17 protein-coding genes are annotated in these 22,164 nt (G+C 68.9%); 10 read left to right on the forward strand and 7 right to left on the reverse strand.

The genetic code is table 11. The features are described 5' to 3' along the window. Positions 1–130: 130 nt before the first annotated feature. The 6 genes from yjfF to ACWD3C_RS39895 all read right to left on the reverse strand — a co-directional run bounded on the left by yjfF (position 131) and on the right by ACWD3C_RS39895 (position 7,896). Entirely contained in the window at positions 131–1,156 is a 1,026-nt protein-coding gene (gene yjfF, locus ACWD3C_RS39870) for a galactofuranose ABC transporter, permease protein YjfF (RefSeq protein WP_451152120.1), read from the reverse strand. Continuing rightward, the gene (locus ACWD3C_RS39875; protein ID WP_451152122.1) at positions 1,156–2,265 is read right to left on the reverse strand and encodes an ABC transporter permease; all 1,110 of its coding nucleotides are present in this window, start codon (positions 2,263–2,265) and stop codon (positions 1,156–1,158) included. Before ACWD3C_RS39875 ends, yjfF begins: the two co-directional genes overlap by 1 nt. Beyond that, positions 2,262–3,800, reverse strand: a complete 1,539-nt coding sequence (locus ACWD3C_RS39880) for a sugar ABC transporter ATP-binding protein (RefSeq protein WP_451152124.1) — start codon at positions 3,798–3,800, stop codon at positions 2,262–2,264. The genes ACWD3C_RS39875 and ACWD3C_RS39880 overlap by 4 nt, the downstream gene beginning before the upstream one ends. Positions 3,801–4,045: 245 nt before the next feature. Next, positions 4,046–5,050, reverse strand: a complete 1,005-nt coding sequence (locus ACWD3C_RS39885) for a substrate-binding domain-containing protein (RefSeq protein ID WP_451152126.1) — start codon at positions 5,048–5,050, stop codon at positions 4,046–4,048. A 140-nt stretch (positions 5,051–5,190) separates the two neighbouring features. After that, positions 5,191–6,288, reverse strand: coding sequence for a LacI family DNA-binding transcriptional regulator (locus tag ACWD3C_RS39890; protein ID WP_451152128.1), 1,098 nt, complete (start codon positions 6,286–6,288; stop codon positions 5,191–5,193). 840 nt (positions 6,289–7,128) lie between these two features. Next, positions 7,129–7,896, reverse strand: a complete 768-nt coding sequence (locus ACWD3C_RS39895; RefSeq protein WP_451152130.1) for an SCO2400 family protein — start codon at positions 7,894–7,896, stop codon at positions 7,129–7,131. A 251-nt stretch (positions 7,897–8,147) separates the two neighbouring features. Here ACWD3C_RS39895 and ACWD3C_RS39900 point away from each other — a divergent pair, with 251 nt between their 5' ends. The 10 genes from ACWD3C_RS39900 to ACWD3C_RS39945 all read left to right on the forward strand — a co-directional run bounded on the left by ACWD3C_RS39900 (position 8,148) and on the right by ACWD3C_RS39945 (position 20,594). Continuing rightward, positions 8,148–9,305 (forward strand): mandelate racemase/muconate lactonizing enzyme family protein, encoded by a 1,158-nt coding sequence (locus tag ACWD3C_RS39900; protein ID WP_451152132.1) that lies wholly within the window; start codon positions 8,148–8,150, stop codon positions 9,303–9,305. Then, positions 9,302–10,306, forward strand: a complete 1,005-nt coding sequence (locus ACWD3C_RS39905; protein WP_451152134.1) for a zinc-dependent alcohol dehydrogenase — start codon at positions 9,302–9,304, stop codon at positions 10,304–10,306. Before ACWD3C_RS39900 ends, ACWD3C_RS39905 begins: the two co-directional genes overlap by 4 nt. Positions 10,307–10,428: 122 nt before the next feature. Continuing rightward, complete coding sequence (locus ACWD3C_RS39910) at positions 10,429–11,397, forward strand: hypothetical protein (protein WP_451152136.1); 969 nt, start codon at positions 10,429–10,431, stop codon at positions 11,395–11,397. Between the two features lie 142 nt (positions 11,398–11,539). Then, positions 11,540–12,646 (forward strand): multiple monosaccharide ABC transporter substrate-binding protein, encoded by a 1,107-nt coding sequence (chvE, locus tag ACWD3C_RS39915; protein ID WP_451152138.1) that lies wholly within the window; start codon positions 11,540–11,542, stop codon positions 12,644–12,646. 32 nt (positions 12,647–12,678) lie between these two features. Next, positions 12,679–14,229, forward strand: coding sequence for a multiple monosaccharide ABC transporter ATP-binding protein (gene mmsA, locus ACWD3C_RS39920; RefSeq protein ID WP_451152140.1), 1,551 nt, complete (start codon positions 12,679–12,681; stop codon positions 14,227–14,229). After that, positions 14,226–15,473: a multiple monosaccharide ABC transporter permease gene (gene mmsB, locus ACWD3C_RS39925; protein WP_451152142.1), complete on the forward strand. Its 1,248-nt coding sequence runs from the start codon at positions 14,226–14,228 to the stop codon at positions 15,471–15,473. The genes mmsA and mmsB overlap by 4 nt, the downstream gene beginning before the upstream one ends. Positions 15,474–15,587: 114 nt before the next feature. Beyond that, positions 15,588–16,691, forward strand: coding sequence for an aldose epimerase family protein (locus ACWD3C_RS39930; RefSeq protein ID WP_451152190.1), 1,104 nt, complete (start codon positions 15,588–15,590; stop codon positions 16,689–16,691). A gap of 147 nt (positions 16,692–16,838) precedes the next feature. Next, on the forward strand, positions 16,839–18,494 hold the full coding sequence (locus ACWD3C_RS39935) for a pyridoxal phosphate-dependent aminotransferase (RefSeq protein ID WP_451152144.1): 1,656 nt from the start codon (positions 16,839–16,841) through the stop codon (positions 18,492–18,494). A 247-nt stretch (positions 18,495–18,741) separates the two neighbouring features. Next, positions 18,742–19,974: an extracellular solute-binding protein gene (locus ACWD3C_RS39940; protein ID WP_451152146.1), complete on the forward strand. Its 1,233-nt coding sequence runs from the start codon at positions 18,742–18,744 to the stop codon at positions 19,972–19,974. A 179-nt stretch (positions 19,975–20,153) separates the two neighbouring features. Next, positions 20,154–20,594: an ATP-binding protein gene (locus ACWD3C_RS39945; protein WP_451152148.1), complete on the forward strand. Its 441-nt coding sequence runs from the start codon at positions 20,154–20,156 to the stop codon at positions 20,592–20,594. 27 nt (positions 20,595–20,621) lie between these two features. On the opposite strand, the gene ACWD3C_RS39950 is transcribed toward ACWD3C_RS39945, so the two are convergent. Next, positions 20,622–21,272: a DUF4360 domain-containing protein gene (locus tag ACWD3C_RS39950; protein WP_451152150.1), complete on the reverse strand. Its 651-nt coding sequence runs from the start codon at positions 21,270–21,272 to the stop codon at positions 20,622–20,624. Between the last annotated feature and the right edge of the window lie 892 nt (positions 21,273–22,164).

Raw genomic sequence — 22,164 nt, forward strand, 5'->3', positions numbered from 1 at the left:
TCCGGTTTGGGGCCTCGGGTGTGGGGGGCGCGCCCGCCCCCCCCCCCCCACCCCGCGCACGCCGGGCCCCCCCCCCCCCGCCCAGGAGGCGCCCCTCCTGGCCGGCGGCGGCTCGGTCGCCCTCACCGGTTCAGGTTTTCTTACGGGTCGTCATGGCGCGCTGGATCAGGATGAACGCGCAGAGCAGCACACCGGTGGCGATCTTCGTCCACCAGGAGCTGAGCGTGCCCTCGAACTGGATGATGCTCTTGATCAGGCCCAGCACCAGCACACCGAACAGCGTGCCCAGCACATAGCCGGAGCCGCCCGTCAGCAGCGTGCCGCCGATGACGACCGCGGCGATCGCGTCGAGTTCCATGCCGGTCGCGTGCAGCGGGTCACCGGACTGGATGTAGAGGGTGAAGAGCAGCCCGGCGAGCGCCGAGCAGAAGCCGCTGACCGTGTACACGGCGATCTTCGTGCCGCCCTGCGGAAGACCCATCAGCAGGGCCGACTGCTCGTTGCCGCCGATGGCGTACACCCGGCGTCCGAAGCGGGTGTAGTGCAGGACGTAGATCGCCACGGCGAGGACGACCAGCGCGATGATCGCGCCGACCGACAGGAAGCCCACCCCCAGCGAGGCCTGTGCCTGGGCCATGCTGCTCACCGAGGAGTCACTGATGGCGATCGACTCCTTGCTGATGACCAGGCACAGGCCACGGAAGAGGAAGAGGCCGGCGAGGGTCACGATGAAGGGCTGGATCTCGAAGTTGTGGATCACATAGCCCATCAGGAAACCGCCGAGGGCGCCCACGGCCAGCGCCATCGGCACCACGACCATGATCGGCAGTCCCTGGCGCTCCACCAGCCATGCCGTGAACATGGTGGTGAAACCGATCATCGAGCCCACGGACAGGTCGATGCCGCCGGACAGGATGACGAAGGTGACACCGACGGCGGCGACCAGCAGATAGCTGTTGTCGATGAACAGGTTGAGGAAGACCTGCGGTTCGGCGAACCCGTAGTTCTGATACCGGCTCAGGCCCCCGACGTACATCGCGAGGAAGAGCAGGGCCGTCACCAGGACGGGCAGGCGCCGGTCGGCGAGCAGGCTCGCGGCCTTGGACGGCGTACGGCTGTCCGGGGCCGTGGGGGGACTCTGGGTGGCCGTGCTCATCACGACACCTCCATCTTGGGAGCGGCCTCGGTCGCCGCGGCGGTCTCCGCCGGGGCCGCGGCCGGCCCGGCGCTTCCCTTCGCGCCGGGCTTGGCGCCGGACCTGGTGCCGAAGACCTTGGCCCGGAACTTCGGGGACTGCAGCAGGCAGACGACGATGACGACGGCGGCCTTGAAGACCAGGTTGGTCTGGGTCGGCACGCCGATGGTGTAGATCGTGGTGGTCAGGGTCTGGATGACGAGGGCGCCGACCACCGTGCCGCCGATGGAGAACCGGCCGCCCGTGAGCGCGGTGCCGCCGATCACCACGGCGAGGATCGCGTCGAGTTCGATCCACAGGCCGGCGTTGTTGCCGTCCGCGGCCGAGGTGTTGGAGCTGATCATCAGGCCCGCGATGCCCGCGCACAGCGCGCAGAACACGTACACCATGATCTTGATGCGCCGGGACCTGATGCCGACCAGGCGGCTGGCCTCGGCGTTGCCGCCGACCGACTCGACGAGCAGTCCGAGCGCCGTACGGCGGGTCAGTGCCACGGTGACGGCCACGACCACGGCCACCACGAAGATGGAGAAGGGCAGCGTCAGCCAGTAGCCGCCGCCGATCAGCTCGTACGGCTCGCTGTTGATGGTGATGATCTGCCCGTCGGTGATCAGCTGGGCGACACCGCGCCCGGCGACCATGATCATCAAGGTGGCGATGATCGGCTGGATGCCCATCCTGGCGACCAGGAAGCCGTTCCACAGGCCGCAGACGACCGCGGCCAGCAGGCCGAGGCCCATGGCGAGCAGTACTCCGGCCAGGGCGTTCTGGTCGGCCTGGTCGCTGATGTACGAGCAGGCCAGCGCTCCGGTGATGGCGACCACCGCGCCGACGGAGAGGTCGATGCCGCCGGTGGCGATGACCAGGGTCATGCCGACCGCCACCAGGATCAGGGGCGAGCCGAACAGCACGATCGAGACGAGGCTGCCGTAGAGGTGGCCGTCCGTCATCCGGATCGAGAAGAAGTCGGGGGTGAAGGGAACGTTGACGAGCAGCAGGGCGACCAGCACGGCGACCGGCCAGAACAGGTGATGGTGCGTCAGCGCTCGCCAGCGGGAAGTGGTGGTCACTGGTGCTCTCCGCTCGCGATGGTCTCCAGGATCCGGGTGGGGGTGATCTCGGGCCCGTTGGCGAGCTGCGCGACGAGTTTGCGGTCACGCAGCACTCCGATGGTGTGGCTGAGCCGGAGGACCTCCTCCAGCTCGGCCGCGATGTACAGCACGGACATGCCTTCCTCGGAGAGCGAGACCACCAGCTTCTGGATCTCCGCCTTCGCGCCGATGTCGATGCCGCGCGTCGGCTCGTCCAGGATCAGCAGCTTGGGCTGGGTGATCAGCCAGCGGGCCAGCAGCACCTTCTGCTGGTTGCCGCCGCTGAGCTGGCCGACGCGGGCCTCCGGGTTGGCGGGCCGGATGTCGAGGGCCTTGATGTACTTGGCGACGAGTTCGTCGCGCTGGGCGGCGGGGATGGGCCGGGTCCAGCCGCGTGCCGCCTGGAGGGCGAGGATGATGTTCTCCCGCACCGTCAGATCGGGTACCAGGCCCTCGGTCTTGCGGTTCTCCGAGCAGAACGCGACACCGGCGCCGATCGCGTCGTTGGGTGCGCTCATCGAGACCTGCTTGCCGCCGATGGAGACCTTGCCGCTGTCGGGCTGGTCGGCGCCGAAGAGCAGCCGGGCGAGTTCGGTACGGCCCGAGCCGAGCAGTCCGGCGAGTCCGATCACCTCGCCCTTCTTGATCTCCAGGTCGAAGGGGGCGATACCGCCGGTCCTGCCGAGGCCGTCCGCCTTCAGCAGCGTCTCGCCGACATCGGAGTGCAGCTGGTGGTCGTGGAGTTCCTCCAACTGGTCCAGGGCCTTGCCGATCATGAGCTCCACCAGTCCGACCTGGTCGAGGTCGCGGACCATGTGCTCGCCGACGAGCGTGCCGTTGCGCAGTACGGTCATCCGGTCGCAGACCTCGTAGATCTGGTCGAGGAAGTGCGAGACGAACAGGATCGCGACGCCCTGGTCCTTCAACCGCCGCATCAGGGCGAACAGTTCGAGGACCTCGTCGCGGTCGAGGCTGGATGTCGGCTCGTCCAGGATCAGCACCTTGGTGCCCGATCCCTCGCCGTCGCTGTCACCGGTGCCCACGGACCGTACGATCGCCACCAGTTGCTGCACGGCCAGCGGGTACGAGGACAGGGGCGCGGTGACGTCGATGTCGAGGCCGAGCCGGTCGACCAGCTCCGCCGCCTCCCGGCGCAGCCGCTTCCACTGGATGCGGCCCATGCGGGTCGGTTCGCGTCCGATGAAGATGTTCTCCGCCACCGACAGGTTGGGGCAGAGGTTGACCTCCTGGTAGACCGTGCTGATGCCCGCGTGCTGCGCCTGCAGCGGGCTGTCGAACCGCACGGACTGTCCGTCCAGGGTGATGCTGCCGCCGTCCAGCGGGTGAACGCCGGTCAGCACCTTGATGAGGGTGGACTTCCCTGCGCCGTTCTCGCCGAGCAGGGCGTGGATCTCGCCGGGGAAGAGCCGGAAGTCGACACCCGACAGAGCCCGTACCCCCGGAAACTCTTTGACTATGCCCGTCATCTCCAGGACGGGCCGCGGCTCTGCCATAAGTCTCCTAGCGAGGGAACCACCGGCTGCAGCCGGTGGGGGAATTCACTTTCCTGGCCTGTGGTAGGTTTTCTCCGCCCCAAAAGGGGTCGGTTCGGGCTGGACCGCAACCTTTGGGTTGGAAGCCCCCTCATGTGGGGCGGAGTCACGGCAGCGCTCCTCGTGGAATCGCTGCGGGCCCGCAGGGAGCCCGGCCGACCGATGGTCCGGTCGGCCGAAGGCTCCCTGCCGGTGGGTGCGGTCGGTCAGTACTTGCGGTCCGGGAGCGCGGCCGCGGCCTCGGACTGCATGAAGTCGCTCTCCTCGGTCTTGATCCACCGCTCGACCTCTTCGCCGTCGTGGACCTTCTGCACGACCTCCATCAGCTGGGGGCCGAGCAGCGGGTTGCACTCGACGATGGCGTTGATCTTGCCCTCGGACATGGCGACGAAGCCGTCCTTCACCCCGTCGACCGTGACGATCAGGATGTCCTTGCCGGGCTTCTTGCCGGCCGCCTCGATGGCCTGGATGGCGCCGATGCCCATGTCGTCGTTGTGCGCGTAGAGCACGTTGATGTCCGGGTTGGACTGCAGGAAGGCCGCCATGACCTGCTTGCCGCCGGCGCGGGTGAAGTCACCGGTCTGGCTGACGACGATCTCCCAGTCGTCCTTGTGCTCCGCGTCCATGACCTCCTTGAAGCCCTTGGCGCGCTCGATGGCCGGGGCGGCACCGGTGGTGCCCTCCAGCTGCGCGATCTTCACCGCGCCCTTGTGACCGGCCTCCTCCAGGACCCTCTCCAGGATCCGGGCGGCACGGCGGCCCTCGTCCGTGAAGTCGGAGCCGACCAGGGTGACGTACAGGGACTCGTCGGAGGTCTCCACCGAGCGGTCGGTGAGGACGACCGGGATGTCCGCGGCCTTGGCCTCCTTGAGCACCGCGTCCCAGCCGGTGACGACCACCGGCGAGAAGGCTATGACGTCCACCTTCTGCGCGATGTAGCTGCGGATCGCGGAGATCTGGTTCTCCTGCTTCTGCTGGGCGTCGGAGAACTTGAGGTTGTAGCCCGCCTCCTTGGCCGACGCCTTCACCGAGTCGGTGTTGGCGCTGCGCCAGCCGCTCTCCGAGCCGACCTGGGAGAAGCCGAGGGTGATCTTCCCGCCGCCGCCGGAGGAGTTGGAGGAGGAGCTGTCGTCCTCCTTGGCGCAGGCCGCCAGGCCGCTCGCGGCGACCACGCCGACTGCCGCGGTGAGGAAGTTTCTTCTGTTGAGCATGCTTCTTCTCCTTTGAAGAGCCGGTCCGGGGATGGACCCGCTGGTACTCGTGGGGACCGGCGGTACTACGTCCAGCCTGTCGATCATCGTTCGAGATATCGGTCGCGCGGGTGGATGGACGGCGACCGGTCGGTGCCGCGTCAGCCGGGAGCGTCGCCCCCTGGTTGAGCGGCGTGTTGGGTGGCGTGTTGAGGGACGTTTTGAGGTGCGTTTTGAGGAGCGTACGGAAAAGTGCTGGCGCGGACGACGAGTTGAGGTTCGATGGCGATCCGGGGCGTCCCGGAGGGGGCCCGGCCCTCGATGAGATCCAGCAGCAGGGCGATGCTCCGTCGGCCCACCGTCGAGAAGTCCTGCCGGATGGTGGTGAGCGGCGGGGCGAAGAACTCCGACTCCGGGATGTCGTCGAAGCCGACCACCGCGACGTCCTGGGGAGTTCTCACCCCCGCTTCCCGCAGGGCCCGCAACACCCCCAGTGCCATCTGGTCGTTGGCGACGAAGACCGCGGTCAGCCCCCGGCCCACCCAGCCGGCCAGTTCCTGGCCCGCACGGTAGCCCGACAGCGGACTCCAGTCGCCGCGCAGCAGCATGGGCTGCTCGACGCCTGCCTCTTCGAGGGTCGCCCGCCAGCCGTCGGCCCGGTCCACCGCCTCCTGCCAGTCCTCGGGTCCGGCGAGATGCCAGACCTTGCGGTGGCCGGCGGCCAGCAGATGACCGGTGGCCAGCCGCGCGCCCAGGTGCTGATCCACGTTGACGCTGGGGATCCCCACTCCGGGCCCGCTGCCCACGGTCACCACCGGGAACGGGTGGCGGAGTTCGGCGAGGGCCTCGACCGCCGACCGCTGCGGGGCGATGGCGACCACTCCCTCCACCCCGCCCTCGCTGAGATGGTCCAGGGCCTCGGACAGCTTCTCCACGGTCAGTTTGCGCAGACTGACCGTCGAGACGAGGTACCCCTCGGCGCGTGCCGCCTCCTCAAGGGCGAACAGCGTGCTGGCCGGTCCGTAGAGGGTGGTGTCGGAGGCGACCACACCCAGAGTCCGGGTGCGGCGGGTGACCAGAGCCCGTGCCGAGGAGTTGCGGCGGTAGCCCATCTCCTCGATCGCGCGCAGCACCCTGGCCCGTGTCTCGTCCCGCACATTGGGGTGCTCCCCCAGCACGCGGGACACGGTCTGGTGCGACACGCCCGCCAGGCGTGCCACGTCGGCCATGGTGGGCGGCCGAAGCTGTGAGTGTGCCACGGCCGCACCTCCTTCTTGGCGGTCGTCTGCCGATAAGACCTGTGGTGTGAGCGGATGATTCCGCGCCTCCGGCTTCACGCCGGGCTTCCGGAAAGCCCCCCGGCACCGGCCGGGCAGGCGAGTTGGGACACCGCTGGCACGACGCTCATACCTCCTTGGATGCCGTTGGACGCCGACTGATGAACGCGGTGGTCATTGTGAGCGCTAACAATTCATGGCGGTCAAGAGGGCTGCAATGGGAAGGTCGTCACGGTTGAATAACGTGGCCGGCGGCGGGGGCTGAGGCGGCGGCCCGTCACGGCGGCACGTCCGGCCCGCGGAACAGGCCCCGGGCCAAGGGTGCTGACGTGCGGTTTCTCGTAGCCGTGGATCGATGCGGAGGAAGCGCCGACCCGCCCGGTACGGCGCCGTGTTCGCCGTCCTGGACAGGACCGGCAGCCGGGCCGCCCGCCGCCCGCCGCCCGCCGCCCGCCGCCCGCCGCCCGCCGCCCGCCGCCCGCGCAACCGCTCACGCGACGGACGGTCACCGGCTCGTACGAAGACCGGTCCGCGCGGCCGGAACCCTGAGAGCCTGTGTCATGTCCCCGGCCGGGCGCCCGCCGCCCGGCACGCACTCCCCCATTGCCTTAAGGGCGTGGGGGGACCCCCAGCCGCGTTGCCGAAAGGCCCTGGTAGCTCCTCCACCACGCTCGAACCGGCTTCGCTCGGCTCGCGCGGGGGCACCCCCATCGAGGACCTTCCGGCGCCTTGCGATCGCACGCTCCCCCACTCTCGGCTGCGCTCGCGCGGGAAACCCCATGACGACGTGCGCTGATCCGACCGGGGATAGGACACAGGCTCTTACGTGCACCACCACAAGAAGCGCGTGCACGTCTCCGAAGGGCTCGGGTCCGGGGTCGGGGAGCCCGGGGTGGGGTCGGGGGTCGGGTCCGGAGTCGGGGAGTCCGGGGTCGTTCCGGGGGTCGGGGCGCTGGAGGGCGGGGGCAGGGGCGCCGGGCCGGGGGCCGAGGACGTGGGGCTCGCCGTCGTGTTCGAGTCCGAGGGCTCCTTGGGCCCGTTCCGGTCCTTCACCTCGGGCTTCGTCGACTCCGAGGCCGAGGGAGACGCCGACTCGCCCGTCGAGTTCCCCTCCGCGTCGGCCGGTCCCACCGGCCCGCCGCCGGGCTCCGAGACACCCTCCGCAGACGCCGTCGGTAAGCCCTCGGAGGGGTCGTCCGCGGACGCCGCGTTCGGCTCCGCCGACGGAGACTCCGCGCCGAGCCCCGCGAGTGTCAGTCCGCCCGCGGCGAACAGCAACCCCGTCCCGATCACCAGGGCCCGCCGGCGACGACGCCGGTGCAGCGCCGCCTGTCGGTCCCGCCGATCCCGCCGGTCCGGTCGGCTCGCCCGCACGCCACGTCCACCGCCCCAGGACCGCACTCGACGCTCACCGGCCTCGGGCTCCTCGCCCTCACACCCTGCGTCGCGTTCATCGCGTTCTTCCACGGCCGTAGCGCCCCGGTCGGAGAGCCAGTCCGCATACGCCCGGCACGCTTCGGCCGGGGTGCCGCACCCCGGGCAGGCGAGGGCGCCATTGAGGTGCCGTTGGCACGCGTGGCAGTAGTCCATGACGCCGGAAGGGTAAGTTCCGCACGGAGGACGTTCCCGGGCGTGGCTGTGAAAGTTGCGTAGAATCCCGCGTTCCGAGGTTTCGGAGCGCGGACAGCCCAGGACTATTCACCGCCATCCCGGCCATCGAGTCGAAACCGTTGTGGGTTCAACCCATTGACACTCCGACCGCGTCGTCCTTACTGTCACGCCAGCATTTCGAACGTGTGACGATATTTCGAACACGCCACAGAGCACAGGGAGTAGCTACCGTGCGCATCACGGGAATCAGCACGCACGTGGTAGGGACGCCGTGGCGCAACCTGACCTACGTCCAGGTGCACACCGACGAGGGGCTCACCGGCGTCGGCGAGACCCGCATGCTGGGACACACCGACGCACTGCTCGGCTATCTGCACGAGGCCGAGGCCAACCACATTCTCGGGTCGGACCCGTTCGCTGTCGAGGACCTGGTCCGCCGCATGAAGTACGGCGACTACGGGCGGGCCGGCGAGATCGTGATGTCCGGCATCGCCGTGATCGAGATGGCCTGCTGGGACATCAAGGGCAAGGCCCTCGGCGTCCCCGTCTGGCAGCTGCTCGGCGGCAAGGTCACCGACAAGGTCAAGGCGTACGCCAACGGCTGGTACACCACGGAGCGCACCCCCGAGGCCTACCACAAAGCCGCGCAGGAGGTCGTCGCGCGCGGCTACAAGGCCCTCAAGATCGACCCCTTCGGCACCGGTCACTTCGAGCTCGACCACGACGAGACGCTCTACTCCGTCTCCCTGATCGAGGCCGTACGGGACGCCATCGGGCCCGACGCCGAGCTGATGCTGGAGATGCACGGCCGGTTCTCGCCCTCGACGGCCGTCCGCCTCGCCCATGAGCTGGCCCCCTTCAAGCCCGCGTGGCTGGAGGAGCCGGTCCCGCCAGAGAACCTCAAGGCCCTGGAGAAGGTGGCCGCGAAGGTCGACATGCCGGTCGCGACCGGTGAGCGCATCCACGACCGCATCGAGTTCCGCGAGCTGTTCGAGAGCCAGGCGGTGGACATCATCCAGCCCGACGTCGGTCACATCGGGGGGATCTGGGAGACCAGGAAGCTGGCCGCGACCGCCGAGACGCACTACATGCTCGTCGCGCCGCACAACGTCGGCGGACCGGTCCTCACCGCCGCCTCGCTCCAGGTCGGTTTCACCTCGCCGAACTTCAAGATCCTTGAGCACTTCAACGACTTCGCGGACGCGGAGATCAAGAAGGTGGTCAAGGGCGCGCCCCAGGTGGTGGACGGGTACTTCCACCTCTCCGACGCGCCCGGCCTCGGCGTCGAGCTGGACACGGACGCGGCGGCGGAGTTCCCGCAGCAGCAGGCCCGCTTCGACCTGTGGGCGGACGGCTGGGAGCAGCGCAAGCCGAAGGGAGCGCAGTGAGCACCGCGGTCGTCATCGAGGCGCCGGGCGAGCACCGGCTGGTCCGGCACGAGCCCCGGCAGCCGGAGGCGGGCGAGGCGCTGGTGCGGGTGCACGCCTCCGGGATCTGCGGCAGCGACCGCGAGGTCTACCAGGGCAACCGGCCCGAGGGATACGTCCGTTATCCGCTCACACCCGGCCACGAGTGGTCCGGGACCGTGGCCGCGGTGGGGACAGGAGCGCCTTCGACTCTTGTAGGCCGCAAGGTCGTCGGTGAGGGCTTCCGGAACTGCCAGGTGTGCGACCGCTGCCACGCGGGCGAGACCACGCTGTGCACGGACGGGTACGAGGAGACCGGGTTCACCCAGCCCGGCGCGATGGCCGCGACGCTCACCCTGCCGGCCCGCCTCCTGCACGTACTCCCGGACGGCGCCGATCTGACCGCCGCCGCCCTGCTGGAGCCAGCCGCCTGCATCGCGGCCGCCGCGCTCAAGGCGAACGCCCGGCCCGGCGAGCGGGTGGCCGTCGTGGGCACCGGGACGCTCGGGATGTTCGCCGTTCAGTTCCTGAAGGCGGGCTCGCCGTCGGAGCTGCTCGTCGTGGGCACGCGCCCCGACCGCGAAAAGCTTTCGAAGGATTTCGGCGCCACCGACTTCCGCACCCGCGACCAGGAGCTCCCCGACGACTTCGACGTCGTCATCGAGACCGCCGGGTCCGCGTCCGCCGCGGGCACCGCCGCCTCACTGCTCCGGCGCGGCGGGCGCCTGGTCCTGACCGGGATTCCGGCTCCGGGCGCCGAGGGACTCGACCCGACCGATCTCGTCGTACGGCAGCTGGAGGTGCACACCGTGTTCGGGGCGCCGCCGGAGGCCTGGGCGCACACGGTGCGCGTGTTCGGCGCCGGTCTGCTGGATCCGCTGCCCCTGGTCACCCACGAGCTGCGGCTTGAGGAGTTCGCGCACGCCATCGAGCTGGTCGGCTCCGGCGACCCGAAGGTCGGCAAGGTGCTGATCCGGCCGTAGCACCACCGGGCGCCCGCGCCGCCCCCGAGACGTACGCCGGTACGGAGACCCTGACACTCCGTACCGGCGTACACCCACCGACGAACTACGTCCGAAATACCGAACGCGAAGAAGGACAGCTTGTGACCGACGCTTCCGCTCCGGCAGCCCGTCGACCCGGTGAGCAGGCGCTCGCCGCGCTCGGCCTGGGCGCGCCCGACCTGTCCCCCGCCGACGCCTCGGCGCACACCTTCCCCGGAGGCGGCCGCTGGCGCACCGAGATCCCCTCGTGCGAGGGGCCCGAGGCGCTGGGCGTGGTTCTCAAGGAGTCCTCGCGGCTCGATGTGCCGATCCACCGGATCAGCCAGGGCAGCGGTGTATGGATGCTGACCGACGCCGAGATCACCGAGATGGTCGAGGCCACCGCCGAACGCGACATCGAGCTCTGCCTGTTCACCGGCCCGCGCGGCACCTGGGACATCGGCGGCTCGGTGCGGACCGACTCGCGCGGCGGCGGCCTCAGGGCACGCGGCCACGACGCGGTCGCCGGGTGTGTCGAGGACGCCGTCCGCGCCACCGAACTGGGCGTCAAGTGCCTGCTCGTCGCCGACGAGGGCGTGCTGTGGACCCTGCACCGGGCGCGCGCCGCCGGGATCCTCCCGGCCGACACGACCCTGAAGGTGTCCGCGCTGATCGGCCCGGTCAACCCGGCCGCGTACGCCGTGTACGAGATGCTCGGCGGCGACTCGATCAATGTGCCGAGCGATCTGCCGCTCGCTCATCTCACCGAGATCCGGCGGGTCTCCGCCGCCCCCATGGACATGTACATCGAGGCCCCCGACGACCTCGGCGGGTACGTCCGGATGTACGAGGTCGCCGAGCTGATCCGGCGCGGCGCACCGCTCTACCTGAAGTTCGGTCTGTCCAAGGCCCCCGGGATCTACCCGTACGGCACCCATATGCGGGACCTGACCCTGTCCACCGCCCGGGAGCGGGTGCGGCGCGGCCGACTCGCCCTGGACCTGCTCGCGCGGCACGGAGCGGACGGCGACATGGCGCCGCTCGGTTCGCGGCTTCCGGGCCGGCTGAAGCGGTTTGACACCCCCGCATAACGTTCCGGAAAAACCCTCTTCACAAAAGGCGACGCGGCCACACACAATCCGACAGCCTGACCTCGGTCTCTTCCCGCGCCGCGTTCCGGAGCGTCTTCGCACCCCCAGACCGAACCTCGCACCCACATCAAGGATGATGATCATGCGTAACCGCAGAGCAGCCCTCACCTCCATCGCCGCAGCCGCCTCCCTCGCCCTGACCCTTTCCGCCTGCGGGCAGAGCAGTGAGGGCGGCAGCGAGGACACGGGCAGCGCCGAGGACCCCACCGTCGGTATCTCGATGCCCACCAAGTCCTCCGAGCGCTGGATAGCCGACGGCGACAATGTCGTCCAGAACCTGGAGTCCAAGGGCTTCAAGACCAAGCTGGTCTTCGGTGAGGACGAGCCCGACCAGCAGGTCGCTCAGATCGAGAACATGATCACGCAGGGTGTGGACGCCCTGATCGTCGCCGCGATCGACAACAAGTCGCTGAACAACGTCCTGCAGCAGGCCAAGGACGAGAACATCCCCGTCATCTCGTACGACCGCCTCATCCTCGGCACCGAGAACGTGGACTACTACGCGTCGTTCGACAACGAGAAGGTCGGCCAGCTCCAGGGCGGCTACATCGTCGAGAAGCTCGGGCTGGAGGACGGCGAGGAAGGGCCGTTCAACCTGGAGCTGTTCGCGGGCTCGAACGACGACAACAACACGCGGTACTTCTTCCAGGGTGCGATGAGCGTCCTGCAGCCGTACATCGACGAGGGCAAGCTCGTCGTCAAGTCCGGCCAGACCGAGCTGACCCAGGTCACCACCCTGCGCTGGGACGGTGCCACCGCGCAGGACCGCATGGACGACATCCTCACGAGGTCGTACAAGAGCGACGCCGTCGACGCGGTGCTCTCGCCGTACGACGGCATCTCCATCGGCATCCTCTCGGCGCTGAAGTCCGACGGCTACGGCTCCAAGGACAAGCCGCTGCCGGTCATCACCGGGCAGGACGCCGAGGTCGCCTCGGTGAAGTCGATCATCGCGGACGAGCAGACGCAGACCGTCTACAAGGACACCCGCGAACTCGCCAAGGTCGCGGTGAACATGGTCGACGCGCTCCTCAACGACAAGGAGCCCGAGGTCAACGACACCAAGACGTACGACAACGGCGTGAAGGTCGTGCCGGCCTACCTGCTGGAGCCGGTCAACGTCGACAAGTCCAACTACCAGGAGGTCGTGGTCGACTCCGGCTACATCAACGAGAGCGACCTCAAGTAACCGCCCGCTCACTCTGATTGGAAGGCACGACCATGGCGGGACCCGTCCTGGAAATGCGCTCGATCGTCAAGACCTTTCCCGGCGTCAAGGCGCTTTCGGACGTCACTCTGACGGTCCGTCAGGGCGAGGTTCATGCCATCTGCGGCGAGAACGGCGCCGGGAAGTCCACCTTGATGAAGGTGCTCTCCGGCGTCCATCCGCACGGAAGTTACGAGGGAGAGATCCTCTTCGAGGGCGAGCTCTGCCGGTTCAAGGACATCCGGGCGAGCGAGCAGCACGGCATCGTCATCATCCACCAGGAGCTGGCGCTGGTGCCGTTCCTCTCCCTCGCGGAGAACATCTTCCTCGGCAACGAGCACGCCACGCGCGGGCTCATCAACTGGAACGACACGCTCAAGCACGCCACCGAACTGCTGCGCCGGGTCGGTCTCGACGACCACCCGGAGACCCGTGTCGCCGACATCGGCGTGGGCAAGCAGCAGCTCGTGGAGATCGCCAAGGCGCTGTCGAAGAAGGTGAAACTGCTCATCCTCGACGAGCCGACCGCGGCGCTCAACGACGAGGACAGCGGCAAACTCCTCGATCTCATCCTGGAGTTGAAGAAGCAGGGCATCACCTCGATCATCATCTCCCACAAGCTCAACGAGATCCGCAAGGTCGCCGACTCGGTGACGATCCTGCGCGACGGGCAGTCCATCGAGACCCTCGACGTGAAGGCCGCCGAGACCACCGAGGACCGGATCATCAGCGGGATGGTCGGCCGCGACCTCGACCACCGCTTCCCCGAGCGCACCCCGCACGAGGCGGAGGAGGGCGCGGCACCGGCCCTGGAGATCCGCGACTGGACCGTGCACCACCCGATCGACCAGCAGCGCAAGGTGGTCGACAACGTGTCGATCCATGTGCGGCGCGGCGAGATCGTCGGCATCGCGGGCCTGATGGGCGCCGGCCGCACCGAGCTCGCGATGAGCGTCTTCGGGCGGACGTACGGCCGGCACGCCGAGGGCACGGTCCTCAAGGACGGCAAGGAGATCCGGACGAAGACCGTCGCCGAGGCGGTCGGGCACGGGATCGCGTACGTCACCGAGGACCGCAAGCACTACGGCCTCAACCTCATCGACACCATCAACCGCAACATCTCACTCAGCGCCCTCGGCAAGGTCGCGAAGCGCGGGATCGTCGACGAGCACGAGGAGCGGCAGGTCTCCGAGGGCTACCGCAAGTCGATGAACATCAAGGCGCCGACCGTCTTCGAACCGGTGGGCAAGCTGTCCGGCGGCAACCAGCAGAAGGTCGTCCTCAGCAAGTGGATCTTCGCGGGTCCCGATGTGCTGATCCTGGACGAGCCCACGCGCGGCATCGACGTGGGCGCCAAGTACGAGATCTACACGGTCATCGACAAGTTGGCCGCCGAGGGCAAGGCGGTCGTCTTCATCTCCTCCGAGCTGCCGGAGCTGCTCGGCATGTGCGACCGCATCTACACCATGGCCGCCGGGCGGCTCACGGGAGAGGTCCCGCGGGCCGAGGCCACGCAGGAAGTGCTGATGCGTCAGATGACGAAGGACAAAGAGGTAACGCGATGAGCACCAATGTGACCGACACGAGCCCGGCCGCGGCTCCGCCCGGGAAGAGCGGAGGTTCGGGCACGGGCAGCGGCCTGCTCCAGCTGATGCTGGACGGTATGCGCCGCAATATGCGGCAGTACGGCATGCTGATCGCCCTCGGTCTGATCGTGGCGCTGTTCGCCGTGTGGACCGACGGCGACCTGCTGCTGCCGCGCAACGTCTCCAACCTGGTGCTGCAGAACAGCTACATCCTGATCCTCGCGATCGGCATGATGCTGGTGATCATCGCGGGCCATATCGACCTGTCGGTCGGCTCACTGACGGCGTTCGTGGGCGCGTTCGCCGCCGTGCTGACCGTGCGGAACGATCTGCCATGGCCGGTCGCCGTGGTGCTGTGTCTGCTGGTGGGCGCGGTGGCGGGATCGGTACAAGGGTTCTTCATCGCGTACGGCGGCATACCCTCGTTCATCGTCACCCTCGCCGGAATGCTGATCTTCCGCGGTCTGACGGAGATCCTGCTGGAGGGCCAGACCCTCGGTCCGTTCCCGGGCGGGCTGCAGAAGATCGGCAACGGCTTCCTGCCGGAGACCGGCCCGGAGACCAACTACCACAACCTCACCCTGCTACTGGGCTTCGTCCTGATCGCCTTCGTGGTCATCCAGGAGGTCCGCGACCGCAAGCGCCAGCAGGAGTTCTCCCTCGACGTGCTGCCGAGGAACATCTTCCTGCTCAAGCTCGTCGCCATCGTCTCCGCGATCCTCGTCGTCACGCTGATGCTCGCCAGTTACAAGGGCGCGCCGATCGTCCTGCTGATCCTGGGCGTGCTGGTGGTCGGCTACGGCTACCTCATGCGCAACGCCGTCTTCGGCCGCCACATCTACGCGATCGGTGGCAACCTGCCGGCGGCCAAGCTGTCGGGTGTGAAGGACAAGAAGGTCACCTTCCTGGTCTTCGTGAACATGGGCGCGCTCGCGGCCCTGGCGGGTCTGGCGATCGCCGCCCGCCTCAACGCGGCCTCTCCGAAGGCGGGCCTGAACTACGAACTGGAGGCCATCGCCTCGGCGTTCATCGGCGGCGCGTCCATGAGCGGCGGTGTCGGCACCGTCCTCGGCGCGATCATCGGCGGTCTCGTCCTCGGCGTGCTGAACAACGGCATGAACCTCCTCAGCGTCGGCTCCGACTGGCAGCAGGTCATCAAGGGCATGGCCCTGCTGGCGGCGGTCGGCTTCGACGTGTGGAACAAGCGCAAGTCGGGGTCGTAAGTCAGTTTCGGGCCCCGCCCCCGGTGGGGCCCGCTCCAATGGCGAGTGAGCCGAAGGGGCGCGCCGGTGTCGAGCACGGTCGGGCGCTCGACACCGCCACGCGCCGGTAGGCGCATATCGATACGGCGGCGCCCCGGAGGCGAACCGAGCCACAAAAAAAAGGGGAGGCCGGTGAAGTCGCTCTTTGGCAAGCTTGCCGACGGCACCGAGATTCACAGCTGGTCGCTGGTGAACGGCGGCACGCGGATGAAGGTGCTGTCGTACGGCGGGATCGTGCAGTCGCTGGAGGTCCCGGACCGCAGGGGCCGGCACACGAACGTCTCCCTGGGCTTCGACAACATCGAGGACTACGTCTCCTCCAGCCCGTACTTCGGCGCCCTGATCGGCCGGTACGGCAACCGCATCGGCAACGGCCGCTTCACGCTCGACGGCACGACGTACCAACTGTCCGTCAACGACGGCGAGAACAGCCTGCACGGCGGGACCAAGGGCTTCGACAAGGCCGTGTGGGACATCGAGCCGTTCACCAAGGGCTCCGACGTCGGCCTGTACCTGTACAACACGAGCGTCGACGGCGAGATGGGCTACCCCGGCACGCTGAAGACGAAGGTCACGTACACGCTCACCGAGCACGGCGACTGGCGCATCGACTACGAGGCCACCACCGACAGGGCCACGGTCGTCAACCTCACCAGCCACGTCTACTGGAACCTGGCCGGCGAGGGCAGCGGCACGATCGAGAACCACGAGCTGAAGATCGCCGCCTCCCGCTACACCCCCGTCGACCCGGGCCTGATCCCCACCGGCGGGCCGACCGAGGTCGCGGGCACGCCCTTCGACTTCCGCCGGACGAAGACTGTCGGCGAGGGCATCCGCGAGACCGACCAGCAGCTGCTGTACGCCAAGGGCTTCGACCACAACTGGGTGCTCGACAAAGGGATCAGCGCCGGACCCGAGTGGATCGCGACGCTCAAGGACCCCTCCTCCGGCCGTACGCTGAGGATGGCCACCACCGAGCCGGGCCTGCAGTTCTACTCCGGCAACTTCCTGGACGGCACCCTCGTCGGCCCGAGCGGAAGGGTCTACCGGCAGGGCGACGCACTGTGTCTGGAGACACAGCGCTTCCCGGACTCGCCGAACCAGCCGTCGCTCCCGTCGACGGTGCTGCGACCAGGGCAGACGTACCGGTCGACGACGGTGCACTCGTTCAGCGCGTGACCATGACATGAATTCATACTTCTGTCACATCTACTGAACGGGGTTCCCCCCGCCTCCGTATGTAAGGGCGGCCCGCGCTCCCCCGCGCGGGCCACCCAAAGACTGGGCCCATCTTCCCCAACGGGGCCCGCCCCATACGGAGGTTCCATGGCCGACAACGTCACCTCGCTGTTCCGCAGCACGGCGGCGCACAGCCCCTCGATGGCTGCGCTGACACGTGAGAGCGATGGTGTGGGGCCGGTCGACTTCTGTATCCCGTGCAACCCGTACTTCCCCACGCCGGCCATGTTCGAGCAGATGGCCGGCCGGTTGCGCGACATCATCACGTACTACCCGAGCAGCGCCGACACGATCACGTCCGAGCTGTGCAATCTGCTCCAACTGCCGCCGCAGTGCGTGGCGATGGGCAATGGCTCGACCGAACTCATCACCTGGATCGACCACTTGCTGGTCCGTGAGTCCCTCGCCGTCCCCGTCCCCACCTTCGGCCGCTGGACCGACCAGCCGATGGAGACCGGCAAGCGGGTCGACATGTTCCCGCTCCAGGAGTCGAGCGGCTTCGCCCTGGACCTCGCGCAGTACGCCGAGTTCATCCGTGCCCGGGGCACCAGGGTCGCCGTCATCTGCAACCCGAACAACCCCGACGGCGGCTTTCTGCACCGGCACGCGCTCGTGCAGTTCATGGACGCGATGGCCGACCTGGACCTGGTCGTCATCGACGAGTCGTTCCTGGAGTTCGCCGACGCCGAGTCCGAGCCGAGCGTCGTCGAGGACGCGGTGATGCGGCCCAACGTCATCGTGCTGCGCAGCCTCGGCAAGAACTTCGGCCTGCACGGCATCCGCTTCGGCTACCTGGTGGCCAACCCGGCGCTCGCAGGCAAGGTCAGGTCCATGCTCCCGAAGTGGAACCTCAACTCCTTCGCGGAGCACGTGGTGTTCATGCTCAAGGAGCACGGCGCCGAGTACATGGAGAGCCTGCACCTGGTCCGCCGCGACCGGCTGGACATGGCCCGCCAGCTCTCCAACCTGCCCGGCCTGACGGTCTATCCGTCGCAGGGCAACTTCCTCTTCGTGCGCCTCCCCGTGGGCGCCGAGGGAACCGTGGTCCGGGACCGGCTGCTCACCGAGCACCGCATCCTCGTCCGCGAGTGCGGCAACAAGATCGGCTCGTCCAGTCGCTTCCTGCGACTCGTGGTCCGGCCCGAGGTCGACGTGCGTCGCCTGGTGTCAGGCCTGGAGTCGGTGCTCTACGGGTCCAGGAGGGGAGCCGCCGTACCGGAGCTGGGCACAGGGACCAGCTACAGCTCGGGTACGGCGGCCGTGGACCGGCTGGTGAGCGAGACCAACGGAGCGGGTATGCATGGCCTGGCCGCCCAGGCCATGCAGTCACAGGGGCGGGGGATGCCGGGCCTGGCCCCGGCACCCGCGCCCACACCGACCCCCGCCCCGTTCCCGGCGGCGGTACCGACCCCGGCCCCGTTCCCGACCCCGGCCCCGTTCCCGGCACCCACCCCCATGCCGGCGCCCGCTGCCGCCATGCCGGCCCCGGCTCCCATGCCGCCGGCGCCCGCCCCTGTCCCCGCCCCCACCCCCATGCCCTCGCCCGCGCCCATGCCCGGAGCCTCCCCGGCTGCGGCCGGACTGCAGCCCGCGGCCCAGACCGGCATGCCCGGCCTCGCGGCCGCCGCGAACCGCCGCGCGATGGGCGCCGCCCAGGGCCTGACCGCAGCCCAGGTCCGGGGCCGCACGCAGCCGGTGGACCAGCCGGAGCCGGTGGGCTGGCCGACGGCGGGGGCGGTGTAACCCCAGCCCCCGGCCCACACGGACGGTGCAGCCGGAGAACTCCCAACGTCCCGCCCCCCAACTCCTGTCACCTCCACGTCACTTCAGGACACTCCCGTCACACATCTGGAACGCAATGGCAACCCACGAGGCGCTGTGGCCCCACCCGCCCCACGCCTACGATGCCTACGATCAAGGCGACGCTTCGTCTACGCGTGTCATGGCCGGCTGAAAGTGGGTGAGGACCCTGCGGCACGGGACCCGGATCATGGTGGCGGCCGCGGCCGCGCTGGGACTCACGGTCGGCCTGTCCGGCTGCGGTGAGGGGACGGGGGCGGGGAGGACCGCCCTCACCGTCGTCGCGACCAACTACGGCGACAGCAAGCACAAGAACTCCCAGGGCTACTGGGACCGCGTCTCCCTCGCCTTCCGCACCGAGTACCCGGACATCGACGTGAACGTCGAGGTGTACTCGGCGGGCACTGTCCAGCAGAAGGTCGCCGAGCTGGTGAAGCAGGGCAGGGCGCCGGACATCGTGCAGACCGACAGCTTCGCCGAATACGCGGCGGACGACCTGCTCTACAGCGCGGACGAACTGCTGTCGATCCCGGTCCAGGCCTCGTTCGTGCCGAGCCTCGCCCAGGCGGGGCGGGTGGGGGCGGACCAGTACGGGCTGCCGTTCACCGCGAGCACCCGGCTGCTGTTCTACAACAAGGACCTCTTCACTCAGGCGGAACTGGAACCCCCGACCACCTTGAACGAACTCGTCGCCGCGGCAAGGGTGTTGAAGGCGCAGGGCGTGACGTACCCGATCGCCGTGCCGCTCGGCCCCGAGGAGGCCGAGGCCGAGACGCTGATGTGGCTGCTGTCCGGAGAGGGCGGCTACACCGGCATATCGAACAACTACGACATCGAGTCCAACGCCAACACCGCGACCCTGAAATGGCTGAAGTCGAACCTCGTCGGCGAGGGCCTCACCGGTCCGGTCGCGCCGGGCAAGCTGAACCGGAGTGCCGCGCTCCAGGCCTTCGTCGAGGGCGAGGCGGGCATGGTCAACGCCCCGCTCTCCCTGATCCGGCAGATCGGCGATTCGTCCCTCGCCGTGCCGTACGGCACCGTGCCGCTGCCCAGCCGCACCGGCAGGAAGGTACCGGCCATGGGCACCGCCGACTGGGTCATCGCCTTCAAACAGGGCGGCCACCGCGAGGAGATCGGGGAGTTCCTCGACTTCCTGTACGACGACAAGTACGTGACCGAGCAGGCGTCCCTGTACCAGCTGCTGCCGGTGACCGTGTCGGCCGCCGACGCGATGCGCGCCGACAAGAAGCAGCGTGCCCTGTGGGACGGCCTGGACACCCTGCGGAACCTCCAGCTGTACCCGCTCTCCGAGACCAACTGGTCCAAGGTCGCGGCGGCCGTCCGCGCGCGGATCGGCGAGGCGGTCACCCCGAAGGGAGATCCCGAGGCGGTGCTCGCCTCGATCGCGGAGGCGGCGAAGTGAGCGCCGGATCACCATCGGCGATCAATCGATGATTGTCGCCCGGAATGAGTCACTCCACGATCGTCTGCGTACAAGTCAGGTCAGGAAGTACGCCCATCCGGTCGCCCGAGTGTGGATACGCCGAACCTGGTTAGCGTGAGCGCATGCGGCTGCGTGGCCTCATCGAGGTGAGCTGAAGGATGCTGAAGGTTCCCGGCGGCGGCTTCTTCGCCGACGCCTCCCATGAACCGGGTACCCCCCGAAGGGTGCTGCTGAAGCGGCACTTCACCGGCGCGAGCCTCGTCCGGCTCCGGCCCCTGGTCGAGGACACGGCGGCGGCGGAAGGGCTGACCGGAGTGCGGCTGGGCGAGTTCATCCTCGCCGTCAGCGAGGTCGCCGCCAACGCGGTCGAACACGCCGGTGGCCAGGGCCACTTGGAGCTGCGCCGCCTCGCCGACGAACTGGAGTGCCGGATCACCGACAACGGCCCCGGCTTCACCCCCGCCATCCCCGTCCTCCCCGGCCTCGACACCGCCCGCCCCGGCCGCGGTCTCTGGCTGGCCCGCCTGGTCACCGACCGCCTCGCCATCGCGGCGAACACGACGGGGTCGGCGGTCACTCTGGCGATGCGGGTGCACTGAGCGGGCCGGGGCCGACGGGATCACGGGTCAGGAGGCCGGGCACTCCTTCCACGCCATGTGATAGATCGTGCTGATGTCACCGTCGGTCGAGTCCATCGTCATGAAGCTGGTGCTCCCGGGCGCCGATGTGCCCGCGTTCACCCGCAGCTCCGTGTTGATGTTGAAGTTGCGCTGAACTCCACAGGGCGCCCACACCAGTTGGGCCCATTCGGTGCTGTCGGTGGCCTGCCAGTTGTCGTTGTACGGGCCGTTGAAGGGGTGGGTTCTGAACTCCGTGCTCGAAGAGCCCTGGAAGTAGTACGAGGCTCTCTGGATGGCGCTCGCGCCGGGCTGGAGCATGGCGTAGCCCCGGTAGTCGGCGCTGGCGATGGCGTACGTGAAGCCCTGCGGGACGTGGACGACCAGGTTGAGCTGACAGTTCTTGCGGAACGCCGTGGGGTCGGCGTTGCCGCCGGCCTGGGCGAGGTAGTCGCTGTAGGTGACCGTGAAGGCGGTGTTGTCCGGCGAGACGGCCACCGCCGCCGTGCCCTGCGGGCAGCCCGAGCCGTTCACTGTGGCGACTCTGATGACGATCTTGTCCGGGGGCGGGTCGTCGAACCCCGAGCCCGGGCCCTGCGCGGGTACCGCGGTGGCGAACAGCGCGGCGATCGCGCTGCCCAGAAGCAGCCCACCAGCCATGGTTCTCCCTTCCATCGCATCGGTGCCGCGACGGTACGGATGCGGATGCGTACCGCCGTGACAGTGGGGGGTGATCACCATGAACACGCCACAAGCATCCTGCCATGCTCATGCCAAGCCCATGCGTACACATGCACCAGCCCATGGTGGAACTGTGAAACACCTGTGAAGGCCGGGTGCGCTCGCATCGTAGGCGCCCTCGCCCCAACCGGCCAGGGCAATCCCCAGCCAATACCTCCCCACCCGAGCCCGAACAGAGGCGGCACGCCCCACCACCCACTCCCCTCACAGCCACCGAGCCGCCCCAGCGATGGCGTCCCGCCGGGTGGCACAGCCATGCGCACCACACGGCTCCGCTCAGCACCCGGGCCGACCTGACCGACCTGCGGAGCCATGAACCCCGCAGGCAAGGGCCGCGCGGCAGCAATTGGAAGGTTCGGCTCACCCTGCGCCAGAAAAACACAGGCCAGGAGTCAAGGGCGTAACTCAAACCTGCCAATTACCCCCCGAGGGGCGATCAGTGAGGCTGGTGTGACGGGTGAGGCTCGTCCCTGCGGCGCCGAGCCGTCCCGACGTGCCCGGCCCGGCTGCCGCGCCCCTCGCCCCTAGCCCCTAGCCCCGCGCTCCTCGCCCCCACCGGCCGGTAGCCGCTGAACCGACCCGGCGTGCAGGCGAGACGCAACCGCGCCACCCCCACCACCCCACCACCCGCAAGCCGCCAAACCATCCCGGCGTGCAGGCGAGACGCAACCGCGCCACCCCCACCACCCCACCACCCGCAAGCCGCCAAACCATCCCGGCGTGCAGGCGAGAGGCAACTGCGCCCGCCACCCCCGGCCCACCACGCACCCCACCCCCCACCGCAAACCGACCCGAGCCGCCCACCCCTCCC

It is taken from the genome of Streptomyces sp. NPDC002845, from assembly GCF_053591955.1.

Bases quoted from the DNA above. Each gene is read 5' to 3' on its own strand.
- yjfF (WP_451152120.1), bottom strand. From the start codon at position 1,156: ATGAGCACGGCCACCCAGAGTCCCCCCACGGCCCCGGACAGCCGTACG.
- ACWD3C_RS39950 (WP_451152150.1), bottom strand. From the start codon at position 21,272: ATGGCTGGTGGGCTGCTTCTGGGCAGCGCGATCGCCGCGCTGTTCGCC.
- mmsA (WP_451152140.1), top strand. From the start codon at position 12,679: ATGGCGGGACCCGTCCTGGAAATGCGCTCGATCGTCAAGACCTTTCCC.
- ACWD3C_RS39880 (WP_451152124.1), bottom strand. From the start codon at position 3,800: ATGGCAGAGCCGCGGCCCGTCCTGGAGATGACGGGCATAGTCAAAGAG.
- ACWD3C_RS39945 (WP_451152148.1), top strand. From the start codon at position 20,154: ATGCTGAAGGTTCCCGGCGGCGGCTTCTTCGCCGACGCCTCCCATGAA.
- ACWD3C_RS39895 (WP_451152130.1), bottom strand. From the start codon at position 7,896: ATGGACTACTGCCACGCGTGCCAACGGCACCTCAATGGCGCCCTCGCC.
- mmsB (WP_451152142.1), top strand. From the start codon at position 14,226: ATGAGCACCAATGTGACCGACACGAGCCCGGCCGCGGCTCCGCCCGGG.
- chvE (WP_451152138.1), top strand. From the start codon at position 11,540: ATGCGTAACCGCAGAGCAGCCCTCACCTCCATCGCCGCAGCCGCCTCC.
- ACWD3C_RS39935 (WP_451152144.1), top strand. From the start codon at position 16,839: ATGGCCGACAACGTCACCTCGCTGTTCCGCAGCACGGCGGCGCACAGC.
- ACWD3C_RS39940 (WP_451152146.1), top strand. From the start codon at position 18,742: ATGGTGGCGGCCGCGGCCGCGCTGGGACTCACGGTCGGCCTGTCCGGC.
- ACWD3C_RS39885 (WP_451152126.1), bottom strand. From the start codon at position 5,050: ATGCTCAACAGAAGAAACTTCCTCACCGCGGCAGTCGGCGTGGTCGCC.